This window comes from Janthinobacterium leeuwenhoeki (genome assembly GCF_051380795.1).
Classification (GTDB): Bacteria; Pseudomonadota; Gammaproteobacteria; order Burkholderiales; family Burkholderiaceae_D; genus Janthinobacterium.
This window is the reverse complement of the sequence record NZ_JBNYXT010000014.1, coordinates 14145-28515: the sequence shown is the minus strand read 5'-3', so window position 1 is coordinate 28515 and position 14371 is coordinate 14145. Positions and strand designations below refer to the sequence as shown.

Sequence of the window (14371 nt, the reverse complement as noted above, 5' to 3'; positions counted from 1 at the left end):
TCAGTGCTCCGTGGAACGTAAGGCGGAATCGTCGGCGTCGCTCTCGTTCAAACGCCACTCAATGAAAGCTTTCAAGGCCAGGGTCACCAAGGCCAGCAGGGCCAGCAGGGAGGCGACGGCAAACGCGGCGGCGAAGTTGTACTCGTTGTACAGAATCTCCACCTGCAGCGGCATGGTATTGGTTTCGCCGCGGATATGGCCGGAGACCACGGACACGGCGCCGAACTCGCCCATGGCGCGGGCATTACACAGGATCACGCCATACAGCAGACCCCACTTGATATTTGGCAAGGTGACTCTGCGGAAAGTGTTCCAGCCCGACGCGCCCAGCACGATAGCGGCCTCTTCTTCCTCGCTGCCCTGCGACTGCATCAGCGGTATCAGTTCGCGCGCCACAAACGGGAAGGTAATGAAGATGGTGGCCAGCACGATGCCGGGCACGGCAAACAAAATCTTGATGTCGTGCGCCTGCAGCCACGGGCCGAACCAGCCCTGGGCGCCAAACATCAGCACATAGATCAGGCCGGAAATCACCGGGGAAACGGAAAACGGCAAGTCGATCAGGGTCAGCAAAATGCTCTTGCCGCGGAATTCGAACTTGGCGATGCACCAGGAAGCGGCCACGCCGAACACCAGGTTCAGCGGTACGGCGATGGCGGCCGTGATCAGGGTCAGCTTAATGGCGGAAATCGCGTCCGGATCGATGATGGCGGCGATATACGCTTCCCAGCCCTTCTTGAACGCTTCCGCAAACACGGCCACCAGGGGCACGATCAAAAAGGTCGTCAGGAACAGCAAGGCGATGCTGATCAATACCGTGCGCACCCATAAAGGTTCCAGCACCACGGGGCCGACATTCGGCTCGAAGCGGCGCGCTGTCGGCCGCGCACTGTCCACGCCAGCGACGGCAGTCGTATTCGTACTCATGATTTCTTCGCCTTTCCGCGCGTCCATGCTTGCAACAGGTTAATCGTCAACAACAGCAAAAAGGAGACCACCAGCATCACCACGGCGATGGCTGTGGCGCCTGCGTAATCGTATTGCTCCAGTTTGGTAATAATGAACAGCGGCGTGATTTCCGATACCATCGGCATGTTGCCGGCGATAAAGATCACGGAACCGTACTCGCCCGTGGCGCGGGCGAAGGCCAGCGCAAAGCCCGTCAGCAGCGAGGGCAAAATCGTGGGGAAGATGACGCGGATAAACGTTTGCAATGAATTGGCGCCCAGGCTGGCGGCCGCTTCTTCGAGTTCCTTTTCCGCGTCTTCCAGCACCGGTTGCACGGTGCGCACGACAAAGGGCAAGCCGATGAAGGTCAGCGCCACCACCACGCCCAGTGGCGTAAACGCCACCTTGATGCCCAGCACGCCTTCGATGAACTGGCCGAACCAGCCGTTCGACGAATACAGGGCCGTCAGGGTGATGCCGGCCACGGCCGTCGGCAAGGCGAACGGCAAATCGACCAGCGCATCGATGATGCGTTTGCCGGGGAATTTATAGCGCACCAGCACCCAGGCCAGGATGCCGCCAAACACCACGTTGAGCAGGGCGGCGATCAGCGAGGCGCCAAACGTCAGGCGATAGGACGCCATCACGCGCTCGGACGTGACGGCGCTGAAGAAGGCGTCCCATGTCATGGTGAAGGTTTTTAGGAACACCGACGAGAGCGGAATGAGAACGATCAAGGCCAGGTAAAAGAGCGTGAAGCCCAGTGACAGCTTAAACCCCGGCATGACCCGAAACGGCGCTCCGCGCGCCTTGAGCGGTGCTGCTGATGCTGATGCTGCAGACATAGAAACCCCTTCTTATTACATTTTTGAGTTATAGGGCGCAATAATCACATGCAATCGTTATAAAAAGAACTAACCATTTCTCATTTGCTTAGATGGATTTTGCATACTTGCCAGCAGAATCGGCGGACGAAAAAAAACGCACCGGCGAGGTGCGTTTTTGCTTCTTAGACATATTTATACCCGAGACAAATGCTGGGGTCTGACCCCGGAATTACTTGTTGGGCTGCGGCGTCAAGCGCAGGTAGGGCTTGGCGGCCGTAAAGCCCTTCGGATACTTCTGCTTGATCACGTCCGGGTCTTGCACGGTCAAGGGAATGATGACGTCGTCGCCATCTTTCCAGTTGCCGGGCGTGGCCACGGTGTAGCCGTCCGTCAGTTGCAGGGCATCGATGACGCGCAGGATTTCGTTGAAATTGCGGCCAGTACTGAGCGGATACGTGAGGATCAGCCGTACTTTCTTGTTCGGGTCGACGATGAAGACGGAGCGCACGGTGGCAGTGACGGACTGTTCCGGGTGAATCATGTCGTACAGCACCGACACTTTCTTGTCGACGTCGGCGATGATGGGGAAGCCAACCACGGTGTTTTGCGTCTCTTCGATATCCTTGATCCAGCTCTTGTGCGACTCGGCCGCGTCCACGGACAGGGCGATGGCCTTCACGTTGCGCTTGTCAAATTCCGGCTTGAGCTTGGCTGTCAAGCCCAGTTCCGTCGTGCACACGGGAGTAAAGTCGGCCGGGTGGGAAAACAGCACTACCCAGGAATGGCCAGCCCACTCGTGGAACTTGAGCGTGCCGATCGAGCTGTCTTGTTCAAAATCAGGGGCGACATCGCCCAGGCGTAAAGTCATCGTGATCTCCTTGAAAAATTGTGTGGCCGGATATTCGTCGTATCAGGCTGCCTGACGGTGGCGCTTATCGCTTTGCGCCAGATCAAACAGCGTTTGCAGTTGCGCCTGGCCATAGACCCAGTCCCCCAGGCGCGACTCGGCGTTGATATGGCCCAGCGCACCGCCATCAATATACTTGCAATTCCAGCGCCGTGCCCACTGCGCCGCGTGTTCGGCCGTCATCCAGGGGTCGGTCTGGCTGGCGATCAATATGCCGGGGCAAGGCAAGCGCTTTTGCGGCAAGGCTTGCGCCACGCCAAACTTGTCGGGATCGGCCGGCCCCACCAGCAGCACGCCGGCCACGCCCTGCGGATCCCGGGCCAGGCTGTGCGCCGTCGTCAGGCAACCGAAGCTGTGGGCGACGATCAGGGTCGGACGCGCATCTTGCCGCCGCACCTGGTCCAGGCGCGCCGACCAGGTAGCCAGGTCGGGAGCGTTCCAGTCATCCTGCTCGACCCGCTCGAATTGGGGATACAGGCGCTGCCAGCGGCTCTGCCAATGCCCGGGGCCGCTGTTATGCAAGCCCGGCACGATCAGTACCCGGTAATCGGAAAAGCTGCGCAGCGCCATGATGGATCCCTTTTAGTAACAGTATGGCAATCGTCTCCGATTACCATCCGATATTATTTAGGCTGGTAGATCTGGTCGAAGATGCCGCCGTCGGCAAAGTGCGCCTTTTGCGCCGTCGTCCAGCCGCCCGCCACTTGCTCGATGGTAAACAGCTTGACCTTGGCGAACTGGGACGCGTATTTCTTCGCCGCCTTGTCCGTTGCCGGACGGTAGTAGTTCTTGGCGATGATGTCTTGCGCTTCGTCCGCGTACAGGTAGTTCAGGTAAGCCTCGGCCACCTTGCGCGTGCCATGCTTGTCGGCAAACTTGTCGACGACGGCGACGGGCGGCTCGGCCAGGATGCTGACGGACGGCGTGATGATGTCGAACTTGGTCGGGCCCAGTTCCTTGACGGCCAGGTAGGCCTCGTTTTCCCAGGCGATCAGCACGTCGCCGATGCCCCGTTCGACGAAGGTGGTGGTGGCGCCGCGCGCGCCGGAGTCCAGCACGGGCACGTTCTTGTACAGTTTGCCGAGGAAATCCTTGGCCTTGGCTTCATTGCCGCCCGGCTGGCGCAGCGCGTAGCCCCACGCGGCCAGATGGTTCCAGCGGGCGCCGCCCGAGGTTTTCGGGTTCGGCGTGATGACGGAGACGCCCGGCTTGATCAGGTCGTTCCAATCCTTGATGCCTTTCGGATTGCCCTTGCGCACCAGGAACACGATGGTCGAGGTGTAGGGCGAGCTGTTGTGCGTCAAGCGCTTTTGCCAGTCGGCGGCCAGCAGCTTGTGCTCGGCCAGCGCGTCGATGTCGTAGGCCAGGGCCAAGGTGACGACGTCCGCTTCCAGGCCATCGATGACGCCGCGCGCCTGCTTGCCGGAACCACCGTGCGATTGCTTGATCTTGACGTTGTCGCCCGTCTTGCCTTTCCACTCCTTGGCAAATGCCGCGTTCACATCCTGGTACAGCTCGCGCGTCGGGTCATACGACACGTTGAGCAGGGTGATATCGGCAGCCTGCGCCGTTTGCAGAATGGCAAACGCGCTGAGGGCGGCGGCAATGATGATTTTTTTCGACAGCATCTAAGATCCCCGTGTGGTTGAACTTTCAGAGCCACCAGATTACGGCGCAACGGCCGCAAAGAGAACGAAGCGTTTCGCCGTTTGATATGCGTTTTTCGCATATGGGCGGCGCGCAACGGGGATAAAGCAGTTAATAGAAACGGTTGAACAGCACCACTGCCCAGGTGGCGAATGCCAGCAGGCAAGTGAGCAGCACGGCTGCGCTGCCGAAGTCCTTGGCGTTTTTCGACAGAGGATGAAGCTCAAGCGAGATGCGGTCGACCACGGCTTCCAGTGCGGAATTGATCAATTCGACGATCAAGACCAGCAGCAACACGCCGATCAGCACCAGTTTTTCAAAGGCGGAGATGCGCAGCAGCAAGGCGATCAGCGTGCCGACGACGAACAAGCCCAGTTCCTGGCGGAACGCATGTTCATGGCGCCAGGCCGCCTTCAAGCCGTCGAGCGAGTAGAAAAAGGCGGAAAAAATCCGTTTCAAGCCGCTCTTGCTCTTGAATTCATTGACAGGTTGCATAGTTTTCCATGGTTCAAAGTACGTCCAGCCATCAATTATGACGGCCAACATGAGAATTGTGACAATTTATTCGCTGAATATCTCGGAACATTTCACTATTTTTTCACATTATGGTATAAAGAAGCATGAATACTGCATTGCACCAAATCCATCATGAAAATTGAACCGGTCGCTGCCCCGAAGACAACGATACAGGTGATCGAACGCATGGTCGCCCTGCTCGATGCCCTGGCGAAATATTCCGACCCGGTCAGCCTGAAGGAATTGTCGAAAGTTTCCGGCCTGCACCCCTCGACGGCGCACCGTATTCTCAACGACATGGTGCTGACACGCTTTGTCGACCGCATCGAACCGGGCACATACCGGCTGGGCATGCGCCTGCTGGAATTGGGCAATGTGGTGAAAAGCCGCCTCAGCGTGCGCGAAGCGGCGCTGGACTTCATGCGCCAGCTACACAAGAAAACCCAGCAAACCATCAACCTGTCCGTGCGCCAGGGCGACGAGATCGTCTACATCGACCGTGCCTTTTCCGAGCGCTCGGGCATGCAGGTGGTGCGCGCCATCGGTGGCCGCGGTCCGCTGCACCTGACTTCGACGGGTAAATTATTCCTCTCCGTCGATGAGCCGAAAGCCATCCGCGCCTACGCCACGCGCACGGGCTTGGCCGGACACAACAAGAATTCCATCACGGATCTGCAAAAGCTCGAACGCGAACTGAGCCTGGTGCGCGAGCGCGGCTATGCGCGCGACAATGAAGAGCTGGAACTGGGCGTGCGCTGCATGGCCGCCGGCATCCGCGACGACTCTGGCAAGCTGATCGCCGGCCTGTCGATTTCCGCGCCAGCCGACCGCCTGCAGGATGAGTGGCTGGTGGACCTGGTGGAAACGGCGAACCAGATTTCCGTGACCTTGGGTTTTATCCCACAGGATTAAAGCTGGGGTCTGACCCGACGCTCAGACCCCGGTCAACGCGGCCCTGGACATTCGCATTCAACTTAATTAACCGCCGGGCAGGCTCATGTTGGCGGGTTTCAATGCTTCCAGCCACTTGCGCATGCGTCCCGCATCGGCCGTGCGTGACTGTTTCCCCTTGGAATCGAGAAAGACCATGATCACGGCCCGTCCTTCGATGACAGCCTGCATCATCAAACAACGTCCCGCCTCATTGATGAAACCCGTCTTTTGCAAGCCGATCTCCCAGCCGGGGTTGGCCACCAGGTGATTCGTATTGCCAAATTGCATGGGCTGGCCACTGGCTTCGACGATGGCTTTCGGGTCCGTCGAGTATTCGCGCAGCAGCGGATGGCGGAAAGCGGCCATGGCCAGCTTGCCCAGGTCGCGCGCGCTGGCCACGTTCATTTTCGACAAGCCGCTGGAATCGACGTAATGCGTATCCATCATGCCCAGCTGGCGCGCCTTGCTGTTCATGGCGTCGACAAACGAGGACAAGCCGCCCGGATAATTGCGGCCCAGCGCCGAGGCGGCGCGGTTTTCCGAGCTCATCAGGGCGATGTGCAGCATATTCGCGCGCGTCAATTGCGAGCCCACTTTCAGGCGCGAACTGCTGAACTTGGCGCGGTCGACGTCCTCGTCCGTGATTGTCAGCACTTCATCCATGTCCTGGCGCGCTTCGACCACCACCAGGCCCGTCATCATCTTGGTGATGGAGGCGATGGGCAGGGCCACATTCGAATTCTTTTCAAACAGCACTTCCGCATTGGCTTGGTCCAGCACCAGCGCCACGCTCGACTTGAGGTCGAGCGGATCGCGCGTCAGGTTCAGGCCGGCCAGGTCGCCCATGGTCGGCATCGGTGCGGCCATGGGCACGGCCACGCTGGTGACTTTTTGATAGATGACTTTGCGCTTGCCGCGCACCATGACGACCCGGCGCACGGTCTTGTCGCGCGGCGCGGCTGCCGCGCCCTTGCGCAGCACGACTTTGACTTTCTTGGTGTTGTGTTTCTTCGCGGCTGAGGATTTGCCGTTCGCTTCCCTGGCCTGCACGGCCGCAGCCGGCGCCAGTGCAAACAGCAGGGAAGCCAGGATACCCAGCGCAAGTTTAAACTTAGCCATTCGATAATTCCCCGTGAAGCTGTTGCCTTATTGCAGTGTAGCGAAATGCAGAGTAATCGCAAGCCTATTTAACAGTTAAGACAGTATTTATTGCAGCAACGAAATACAAATCGTTGGCGATCAGCAAACAAACTCATCCTTAATCAACTGATTGCTTGTGCAGATCGCTGGCGTATCTATTTATTCATGAATTTAACAAAGCCGGCCAGCGGCTCGCGTTCCGTGCTCAAGCGGTTCTCGACCTTGTCCGGATCGGCATAGCCGAGGGCCATGCCGCACACCACCATTTCGCTGGCTGGCACGCCCAGTTCGTCGCGGATGATGTCATGGTAATGGATGAAGGCCGCTTGCGGGCACGTATCGAGTCCCCGCGCGCGCGCCGCCAGCATGATGTTTTGCAAGAACATGCCGTAGTCGAGCCATGAACCCTGTTCCAGCACCCGCTCGATGGTAAAGATCAGGCCCACGGGCGCGTCGAAAAACTGGAAATTGCGTCCATGCTGGGCCGCCATGCCGGCCGTGTCGCCCCGCTCCAGGCCCAGCAACTGGTACAGGTCGAGGCCGATCTTGCGGCGGCGCTCGATGAACGGCGCCGTCCACTGACGCGGGTAATAGATATATGAGGCCGTGCGCGCAGGCGCATCGGGCGCTTTCGGCGCGGCATAGGCGGCCAGGATGCGGCGCGACAGGCGCAGGCGCGCTTCGCCCGACAGTACATACACGTTCCACGGCTGCATGTTGGCGCCGGAGGGGGCGCGCGCCGCCACTTCCAGGATGCGCGCGATATCGTCCTGCGCCACCGGCGTGGGCAGGAAGGCGCGAATCGAACGGCGCGACACGATGACGGCGTCGACGGCTTGCTGCGCCGACAGTGTTTCAGATGCTTGTTTGCTCACTGCCCTGCTCTCCTGCTATTTCTTGACGACAAAAACCACGCCGACCACGGCCACCAGCATGCCGGCGATGCCCAGCATATTGAACGCTTCGCCAAACATCAGCCAGGCCATCACGGCCGTCGTAGGCGGCGTCAGGTACAGCAAGCCCGTCACTTTCGTGGCATCGCTGCGGCGGATCAGGGCGAACAGCAGGAAGATGGCGCCGATGGACAGCACGAGTACCGACCACAGCAAGGCGCCAACAAAATTCGCCGTCCATTGCACATGGCTGAAATGCAGGTCCAGCCCTTCGTAATACAGGGCAAACGGCAAGACCACCACGATGGAGGCCGCAAACTGCACCACCGTGCCGGTGCGCAAGTCGAATTGCGGACAGTGGCGTTTTTGATACATGGTGCCGGCCGTCATCGACAGCAGCGCGAACACGCACAGCAGCACGCTTTCCACGGTCAGGCCCACGAGGTTGATCTTCGCATACACGACGAGAGCCACGCCCAGCAAGCCAAAAAACAGGCCCAGCCACTGGCGCGGGCGCACGGATTCGCCGATCAGGGGCGCGGCGCAAGCCGTCAGCACAGGCTGCATGCCCACGATCAGCGCGGACAGGCCGGCCGGCATACCCAGTTTGATGGCGCACCAGACGCCGGCCAGGTAGCCGGCCTGCATCAAGATGCCGGCCACGGCGATCTGGCGCAACTGCCCCACCGGCCACGGCGCGCGCAACAGCAGCACCAGCGGCAGCAAGATCACCAGCACGCCCAGGAAGCGCAGCAGCAAAAAGGTCAGCGGTGGCGCGTAGGGCAAGCCAAACTTGGCCACGATAAAACCTGTGCTCCATAACAACACGAAGAAGCCGGGCAATGCCATCGGCGCCAAGGTCGTCAGGAAAGAAGCTTTGGGGGCTTTGCCGCTGGCGCCAGCCGCGGCGGGAAGATTGGACATGGTATCAACTCGGGAAACAGTATCGGCACCGGGGCGCTGCGCCAGTGCGGGAGACAAAGTCTAGCATGCTGCGCCGCGATCGTCCCCGTAGCCACTGGAAACGATAGTTTAAGTGCAAACCATTGACACGTAGAAATCGAATATTTCCCTTTGGAAACAATGACTTTTGATGCAAATCTATTCAATTGTTGCATCGCACAAGAATCGCTTGACTTCGCTTTTTTTCACCGTAGAATAGGGTTTGTTGCGTTGCACAATTCTTGTTCAGCTTGAAAAATTTAGGTTCACCTGCTTTCCCAAACGGTACACGCAGCATCAAATTAACCAGTTAGATTTTTTGGAGATTTATATGTTTTCAATTCCTGAGCAATTTTCGTCCGCTACCAAAGCCAACCTGGAAGCCCAATTCGCCCTGTTCTCGTCGTTGACGGGCAAAGCCTTCGAAGGCATCGAAAAGATCGTCGAACTGAACCTGACCGCTGCCAAGGCAACGCTGGAAGAATCGACCGCCGCCGCCAAGCAATTGCTGTCGGCAAAAGATCCACAAGAATTCTTCTCGCTGAGCGCCGCTCAAGCCCAGCCTAGCGCCGAAAAAGCCATCGCTTACGGCCGTCACCTGGCTGCCATCACGTCCGGCACGCAAGCCGAATTCAGCAAAGCTGCTGAATCGCAAATCGCTGAAACCAACCGCAAAGTTCTGTCCCTGGTGGAAGAAGTCACCAAGAACGCGCCAGCCGGTTCGGAAAACGCCGTCGCCATGCTGAAAAGCGCCATCGGCAACGCCAATGCAGGCTACGAGCAATTCTCGAAAACCAGCAAGCAAGCCGTCGAAACCATCGAAGCGAACCTGACTTCGGCCGTGAACCAGTTCACGCAAGCGGCTGAGAAAGCCGTTCCGCGCACTGCCAAGTAATTCCTGCGCGACCGCTACGGCGGTCCGCTAAGTAATCCTCGGGAAATTAGTGTGAATTTATGACAAACAGAACCGGATGCTATGCAAGGCAGCTCGCTGCGACGCAGTGCGATCACTGCTAGCAGTGAGCAACGCCGCAGAGCGCCGGTTATGGAAGTCAGAAATCACAATAATTTATTGGGGGTTACTTTAGTACCAGCTCCTCCAGGCATCCATCCCGTACTTCCCCGACGGATGCCATTATGCCCCAGCCCAGCTGGGGCATTTTTTATGCCTCATCGCGGTTTACCAGGGAGCGCATCCTTGATTTTCAGGAAGAAATAGGCTGAGTCCCGGAAACCGTAGGCCATCCGCTTGATGACTTTGATGCGTTTGTTGATACCCTCCAGGATAGACGAATTCATCGGATAGATTGCCGAAGCCAAAATGCCCTGCAGGTATTTGCGTAGTCGTTTGGCGAACTGGATGACCGGCGCAATCTGGCTATCGGACGCCAGCCTTAGCCAGCGCTTCCAACGGCGCGTGCCTTCTCGAAAGGACGGCACATACCAGAGTTCCTTGAGTTCGGTCTTCATTCGATAGACTGTGGCCAAGGGGGCGTGCGCAGCGAGCAGTTCATTCAGTTCGACGGTGCGCTCGTCGTCCAGGTTGTCGCGATTGCGCAACAGCGGTCAGCAGCTGCGCTTGATACCCTGTCGTCCTTTGGGATCGGCGCGTAACGCATTGCCTGGACCACCATCGACACCTACCTGCGGACCCCAGCCATTATCAATGGCAACGGCTTGCCGAATATCATGCATTTGCGGAATGAGGACTAAAATGATACAATTATACCATGTTAGTTGCTAAAATAATTATTTCTATGATTAAGATAAATATGATGATGATAAGGAAAGCCAAGATAGTTCTGGCGTTCGTTGCGTTGGCCGCCAGTGGCCTGATGCAGGCGCAAGCCGCGACGAACTACAACTGGACGCAGGTCTCCCGTTGGATGGAGGGAGCCCGCTACGCTCAGGACGGTGCCACGATTTATCCCCAAGAGTGGTATCCGGCCAAAGGCTATGACGTACGTCCCCACCAGCAGCTCTACGCGATGTTCCCCGGGCAGGTCGTCGGTGATGGCAACAACAAGGTCACCAGCGACAACCTGTGGAAGGCCTTGCTCACCTCTCGTGATGTGATTGGCAACTCGACCAACCTGACCCGCGCGCGGGACATCTCCGAAGACTGGGACGTCAACTTCGTCAATCCAAACGTGCCCAACAAAAACTACTGGACGGATTTCTATGTGGACAAGGGATGGGGCGAAATCTCTCGCGAGGCCTACCCTTTGACGCTGACAGGCGGTCCTCAGGCGGGTCAAAGCCTGTTGGGCAACAACAATCTGTTAGCCATGGGTGATGACAAATCGGTGTGGCTCGATGTCGATGGTACTTTAAGCTACTACAACTACCTCACCGGCACGCTGGCGTTCGACTCCACCAAGACGTCACTCGCAGGTGGTGCAGTTGGCTGGAGTGATGCGTCCCTGACCAGCAAGCTGGGTAACATGATCGGCTACGAAGAATCGAATTTATACTTCCTCGAAGGCGCCAACACCGTCCACGTCTACAACTATGACCTTGGCTTCGTGCGCACCGACGAGTTCAGATTTAATGGCGATCTGGCTGACCATTCGCTGGCGGATGTCATTGATGGCAAGGTTGAGGGCTACAGCTACCTTGGTTGGGACGTGGGGCCGGTCGTCGTCGGGGTGTCGCCGGTGCCAGAGCCCTCCACCATGGCCATGTGGTTGATCGGTGGTGGCTTCTTGGCGGCGCGTGTTCGGAAGAAGCGCAAGGGCGGCCAGCAAGCTTAATCGGCCTGTCACAATTAGCTTTCTGACTGGCAGCCTGTCGGACGTTACCTAGAACGAAGCGAGGCGAGCCGGCAAAATGGACGCCGGCAACGATTTTTATGCCCGCATGCTTCCTGAACGCGGTTACTCCCCCAGATACGCCGCCTTCACGCGCGGGTCATCGAGCATGGCGGCGGCATTGCCGCCCATGGTGACGAGCCCGGAGTCCATCACATAGCCGCGGTGCGCCGCCTGCAGGGCCAAACGGGCATTCTGTTCGACCAGCAAGATCGTGATGCCTTCGGACGAGACCTTGCGGATCACCTCGAAGATTTTCTCGACCATGATGGGCGACAGCCCCATCGACGGCTCGTCGAGCAGCAGCAGCTTCGGATGACTCATCAGGGCACGTGCCATGGCCAGCATCTGCTGCTCGCCGCCAGACAGGGTGCCGGCCATCTGCGCCGCCCTTTCCTTCAGGCGCGGGAACACGTCGAACCAGCGGGCGATATCATCCTCGACGCCCGCCTTGTCCGTGCGCGTGTAGGCCCCCATCATGAGGTTTTCGCGGATCGACATGCGGGTAAACACGCCCCGCCCTTCCGGCACCATGGCCAGCTTCCTTTCCACCAGGTGAAATGATTTCGTGCCCTTGAGCGACTCGCCCAGGTAGCTGATCGTGCCTTCGATCTTGCAAGCAGGCAAAGTGCCCGTGATGGCTTTCAGGGTCGTCGTCTTGCCGGCGCCGTTCGCGCCGATCAGGGCGATCAGCTCGCCTTCGTTGACTTCCAGGTCGATACCCTTGACGGCCTTGATGCCGCCGTAGGCCACGTGCAGGCCGGCCACTTTCAATACAGTCTTGTTCAAGCCTTGGTTACTCATGCGTGCGATCCCCCCAGATAAGCCTCGATGACGGCCGGGTTTTGTTGTATTTCGGCCGGCAAGCCTTCGGCGATGCGCTTGCCATACTCGAGCACGGTGATGCGGTCGCACAGTCCCATCATCAGTTTCACGTCGTGCTCGATCAACAGCACGGTCTTGCCTTCGGCCTTGATTTTCACCAGCAACTCGCGCAGGGCCAGCTTTTCCGTCGCATTCATGCCGGCCGCCGGCTCATCGAGCGCCAGCAGGGTGGGATCGGTGGCCAGCGCGCGGGCGATTTCCAGGCGCCGCTGGTCGCCATACGACAAGAAGCGCGCCGTGCGGCTGGCGAACTGGGCGATGCCGACGAAATCGAGCAACTCCATGGCCCGCTGGCGGATGGATGCCTCTTCCTCGCGCGCCGCCTTGTGGCGGAAGATGGCGCCGAACACGCCCTGGTGCGAGCGCACGTGGCGCCCCACCATGACGTTTTCCAGCGCCGTCATGTCGCCAAACAGGCGGATGTTCTGGAAGGTGCGGGCGATGCCCGCCTTGGCCACCTTGTGCGGCGCGGACGGCGAATACGGCTTGCCGGCCAGCTCGAAAGTGCCCGTGTCGGGCTGGTACAAGCCGGTGATGACATTGAAGAAGGTGGTCTTGCCGGCGCCGTTCGGGCCGATCAAGCCGTAGATCTGGCCTTGCCGGATGGTAATGCCCACGTCGGTCAGCGCTTGCAAGCCGCCAAAACGTTTATTTACGCCAGCGATATTGAGAATGATCTGTTCGCTCATGGTGCTTCCTCGTTTAAGCGGACACGACGCCGGTGGATTTGTTCGGCTGGTCGACGTCGTGGTCGGGCCGGTCTTCGTGCTTCGGCGATGGCCACAGGCCGGCAGGACGGTTGAGCATGATCAAGACCATGGCCAGGCCGTACAGCAACTGGCGCAGCACTTCCGCCTCGATCACCACACGGCCGAACAGCGCCTGCTGGGCCGGCTCCACCACGTGGCGCAACACTTCCGGTATCGAGGCGAGGATCACGCCGCCAAGAATCACGCCGGGAATATGCCCGATGCCACCCAGCACTACCATGGCCAGCACGGCGATCGATTCCGTCAGCGAGAACGATTCCGGCGAGACAAAGCCCTGGAACGAGGCAAACATGGCGCCAGCCACGCCGCCGAACGAGGCGCCCATGGAAAAGGCCAGCAATTTGACGTTGCGCGTATTGATGCCCATGGCCTTGGCGGCGATCTCGTCTTCACGGATGGCCACCCAGGCGCGGCCCAGGCGCGAATGCTGCAGGCGCTTGGTGACGAACACGACGGCGATGCACAGGAAGAGGAACAAAAAGTAATAGGCATTCACGGACGGCATGGAAAAGCCGGCCACCACGACGGTGCTGTTGGTGCCCGCCTCGCCAGCCAGGTTGACGCCGAAGATGCGGATCGGGTCGATCAAATTGATGCCTTGCGGCCCATTTGTAAAATTGATGGGATCGTTCAAATTGTTCATGAAGATGCGGATGATCTCGCCAAAACCTAGGGTCACGATGGCCAGGTAGTCGCCGCGCAGCTTCAAGGTGGGCGCGCCCAGCAAGGCGCCGAACAGACCGGCAACAAAGGCGGCCAGCGGAACGATGATCCAGATCGACAAATGGATGCCGTTTTCGCGGATTTCCGGCCCCATCAGCTGCACCAGGGTCTCGCCCAGCAGCGGATATTGATTCACCACCGATTCGAGCAGGATGGCAAACTGCGGCGAGGCCAGCAGGGCCGTCAGGTAGGCGCCCACGGCATAGAAGGCAATGTAGCCGAGGTCAAGCAGGCCGGCGAAGCCGACGACGATGTTCAGGCCCAGGGCCAGCATGATGTACAGCAAGGCCATGTCGATGATGCGCACCCACGAGTTGCCGAACTGCGCGGCAAAAAACGGGAACACCATCAGCAGCGCGGCCAGGCCCAGCATGCCGGCGTAGGCCTTGGCGGGATTCTTTTTTGCGTCGAAATCGAGTAATGCCATGAT

16 protein-coding genes are annotated in these 14371 nt (G+C 59.0%); 3 read left to right on the top strand and 13 right to left on the bottom strand.

Annotated features, from left to right (window positions below; translation table 11 throughout):
• The 6 genes from cysW to ACQ4WS_RS13155 all read right to left on the bottom strand — a co-directional run bounded on the left by cysW (position 1) and on the right by ACQ4WS_RS13155 (position 4824).
• A complete protein-coding gene (cysW, locus tag ACQ4WS_RS13180) occupies positions 1–927 on the bottom strand; it encodes a sulfate ABC transporter permease subunit CysW (protein ID WP_436476890.1) in 927 nt (308 codons plus the stop codon).
• Positions 924–1733, bottom strand: a complete 810-nt coding sequence (gene cysT / locus ACQ4WS_RS13175) for a sulfate ABC transporter permease subunit CysT (RefSeq protein WP_070224513.1) — start codon at positions 1731–1733, stop codon at positions 924–926. Before cysT ends, cysW begins: the two co-directional genes overlap by 4 nt.
• Before the next feature lie 271 nt (positions 1734–2004).
• Entirely contained in the window at positions 2005–2643 is a 639-nt protein-coding gene (locus ACQ4WS_RS13170; protein WP_436476888.1) for a peroxiredoxin, read from the bottom strand.
• A gap of 42 nt (positions 2644–2685) precedes the next feature.
• Positions 2686–3252: an RBBP9/YdeN family alpha/beta hydrolase gene (locus ACQ4WS_RS13165; protein ID WP_436476887.1), complete on the bottom strand. Its 567-nt coding sequence runs from the start codon at positions 3250–3252 to the stop codon at positions 2686–2688.
• A 53-nt stretch (positions 3253–3305) separates the two neighbouring features.
• A complete protein-coding gene (locus ACQ4WS_RS13160) occupies positions 3306–4310 on the bottom strand; it encodes a sulfate ABC transporter substrate-binding protein (RefSeq protein ID WP_436476885.1) in 1005 nt (334 codons plus the stop codon).
• A gap of 130 nt (positions 4311–4440) precedes the next feature.
• Entirely contained in the window at positions 4441–4824 is a 384-nt protein-coding gene (locus ACQ4WS_RS13155; RefSeq protein ID WP_436476883.1) for a diacylglycerol kinase, read from the bottom strand.
• 153 nt (positions 4825–4977) lie between these two features.
• On the opposite strand from ACQ4WS_RS13155, the gene ACQ4WS_RS13150 reads away from it, so the two are divergent.
• Positions 4978–5757, top strand: coding sequence for an IclR family transcriptional regulator (locus tag ACQ4WS_RS13150; protein ID WP_046685991.1), 780 nt, complete (start codon positions 4978–4980; stop codon positions 5755–5757).
• A gap of 66 nt (positions 5758–5823) precedes the next feature.
• On the opposite strand, the gene ACQ4WS_RS13145 is transcribed toward ACQ4WS_RS13150, so the two are convergent.
• The 3 genes from ACQ4WS_RS13145 to ACQ4WS_RS13135 all read right to left on the bottom strand — a co-directional run bounded on the left by ACQ4WS_RS13145 (position 5824) and on the right by ACQ4WS_RS13135 (position 8735).
• Positions 5824–6897, bottom strand: a complete 1074-nt coding sequence (locus ACQ4WS_RS13145; protein WP_436476880.1) for a serine hydrolase — start codon at positions 6895–6897, stop codon at positions 5824–5826.
• Between the two features lie 176 nt (positions 6898–7073).
• Complete coding sequence (locus ACQ4WS_RS13140) at positions 7074–7793, bottom strand: nitroreductase (RefSeq protein ID WP_436476878.1); 720 nt, start codon at positions 7791–7793, stop codon at positions 7074–7076.
• A 15-nt stretch (positions 7794–7808) separates the two neighbouring features.
• Positions 7809–8735, bottom strand: coding sequence for a DMT family transporter (locus ACQ4WS_RS13135; protein WP_436476877.1), 927 nt, complete (start codon positions 8733–8735; stop codon positions 7809–7811).
• Between the two features lie 349 nt (positions 8736–9084).
• Between ACQ4WS_RS13135 and ACQ4WS_RS13130 the strand changes: the two genes are divergently transcribed.
• Complete coding sequence (locus ACQ4WS_RS13130) at positions 9085–9648, top strand: phasin family protein (protein ID WP_436476875.1); 564 nt, start codon at positions 9085–9087, stop codon at positions 9646–9648.
• 275 nt (positions 9649–9923) lie between these two features.
• Here the strand turns inward: ACQ4WS_RS13130 and ACQ4WS_RS13125 are convergent, their stop codons facing one another.
• The gene (locus ACQ4WS_RS13125) at positions 9924–10313 is read right to left on the bottom strand and encodes a transposase (protein WP_436476873.1); all 390 of its coding nucleotides are present in this window, start codon (positions 10311–10313) and stop codon (positions 9924–9926) included.
• 170 nt (positions 10314–10483) lie between these two features.
• On the opposite strand from ACQ4WS_RS13125, the gene ACQ4WS_RS13120 reads away from it, so the two are divergent.
• Positions 10484–11506 (top strand): PEP-CTERM sorting domain-containing protein, encoded by a 1023-nt coding sequence (locus tag ACQ4WS_RS13120; protein ID WP_436476871.1) that lies wholly within the window; start codon positions 10484–10486, stop codon positions 11504–11506.
• Between the two features lie 123 nt (positions 11507–11629).
• Here the strand turns inward: ACQ4WS_RS13120 and ACQ4WS_RS13115 are convergent, their stop codons facing one another.
• Genes ACQ4WS_RS13115 through ACQ4WS_RS13105 form a run of 3 tightly spaced genes read right to left on the bottom strand, consistent with a single transcriptional unit; the run spans position 11630 to position 14368 of the window.
• A complete protein-coding gene (locus tag ACQ4WS_RS13115; protein ID WP_436477022.1) occupies positions 11630–12352 on the bottom strand; it encodes an ABC transporter ATP-binding protein in 723 nt (240 codons plus the stop codon).
• An 11-nt stretch (positions 12353–12363) separates the two neighbouring features.
• Positions 12364–13137, bottom strand: coding sequence for an ABC transporter ATP-binding protein (locus ACQ4WS_RS13110; protein WP_071075779.1), 774 nt, complete (start codon positions 13135–13137; stop codon positions 12364–12366).
• 13 nt (positions 13138–13150) lie between these two features.
• Positions 13151–14368, bottom strand: coding sequence for an ABC transporter permease subunit (locus ACQ4WS_RS13105; RefSeq protein ID WP_436476869.1), 1218 nt, complete (start codon positions 14366–14368; stop codon positions 13151–13153).
• Between the last annotated feature and the right edge of the window lie 3 nt (positions 14369–14371).

Excerpts from the sequence above, each read along its gene's own strand:
- cysW (WP_436476890.1), bottom strand. The coding sequence starts at position 927 with ATGAGTACGAATACGACTGCCGTCGCTGGCGTGGACAGTGCGCGGCCG.
- cysT (WP_070224513.1), bottom strand. The coding sequence starts at position 1,733 with ATGCCGGGGTTTAAGCTGTCACTGGGCTTCACGCTCTTTTACCTGGCC.
- ACQ4WS_RS13170 (WP_436476888.1), bottom strand. The coding sequence starts at position 2,643 with ATGACTTTACGCCTGGGCGATGTCGCCCCTGATTTTGAACAAGACAGC.
- ACQ4WS_RS13165 (WP_436476887.1), bottom strand. The coding sequence starts at position 3,252 with ATGGCGCTGCGCAGCTTTTCCGATTACCGGGTACTGATCGTGCCGGGC.
- ACQ4WS_RS13160 (WP_436476885.1), bottom strand. The coding sequence starts at position 4,310 with ATGCTGTCGAAAAAAATCATCATTGCCGCCGCCCTCAGCGCGTTTGCC.
- ACQ4WS_RS13155 (WP_436476883.1), bottom strand. The coding sequence starts at position 4,824 with ATGCAACCTGTCAATGAATTCAAGAGCAAGAGCGGCTTGAAACGGATT.
- ACQ4WS_RS13150 (WP_046685991.1), top strand. The coding sequence starts at position 4,978 with ATGAAAATTGAACCGGTCGCTGCCCCGAAGACAACGATACAGGTGATC.
- ACQ4WS_RS13145 (WP_436476880.1), bottom strand. The coding sequence starts at position 6,897 with ATGGCTAAGTTTAAACTTGCGCTGGGTATCCTGGCTTCCCTGCTGTTT.
- ACQ4WS_RS13135 (WP_436476877.1), bottom strand. The coding sequence starts at position 8,735 with ATGTCCAATCTTCCCGCCGCGGCTGGCGCCAGCGGCAAAGCCCCCAAA.
- ACQ4WS_RS13130 (WP_436476875.1), top strand. The coding sequence starts at position 9,085 with ATGTTTTCAATTCCTGAGCAATTTTCGTCCGCTACCAAAGCCAACCTG.
- ACQ4WS_RS13120 (WP_436476871.1), top strand. The coding sequence starts at position 10,484 with ATGTTAGTTGCTAAAATAATTATTTCTATGATTAAGATAAATATGATG.
- ACQ4WS_RS13110 (WP_071075779.1), bottom strand. The coding sequence starts at position 13,137 with ATGAGCGAACAGATCATTCTCAATATCGCTGGCGTAAATAAACGTTTT.
- ACQ4WS_RS13105 (WP_436476869.1), bottom strand. The coding sequence starts at position 14,368 with ATGGCATTACTCGATTTCGACGCAAAAAAGAATCCCGCCAAGGCCTAC.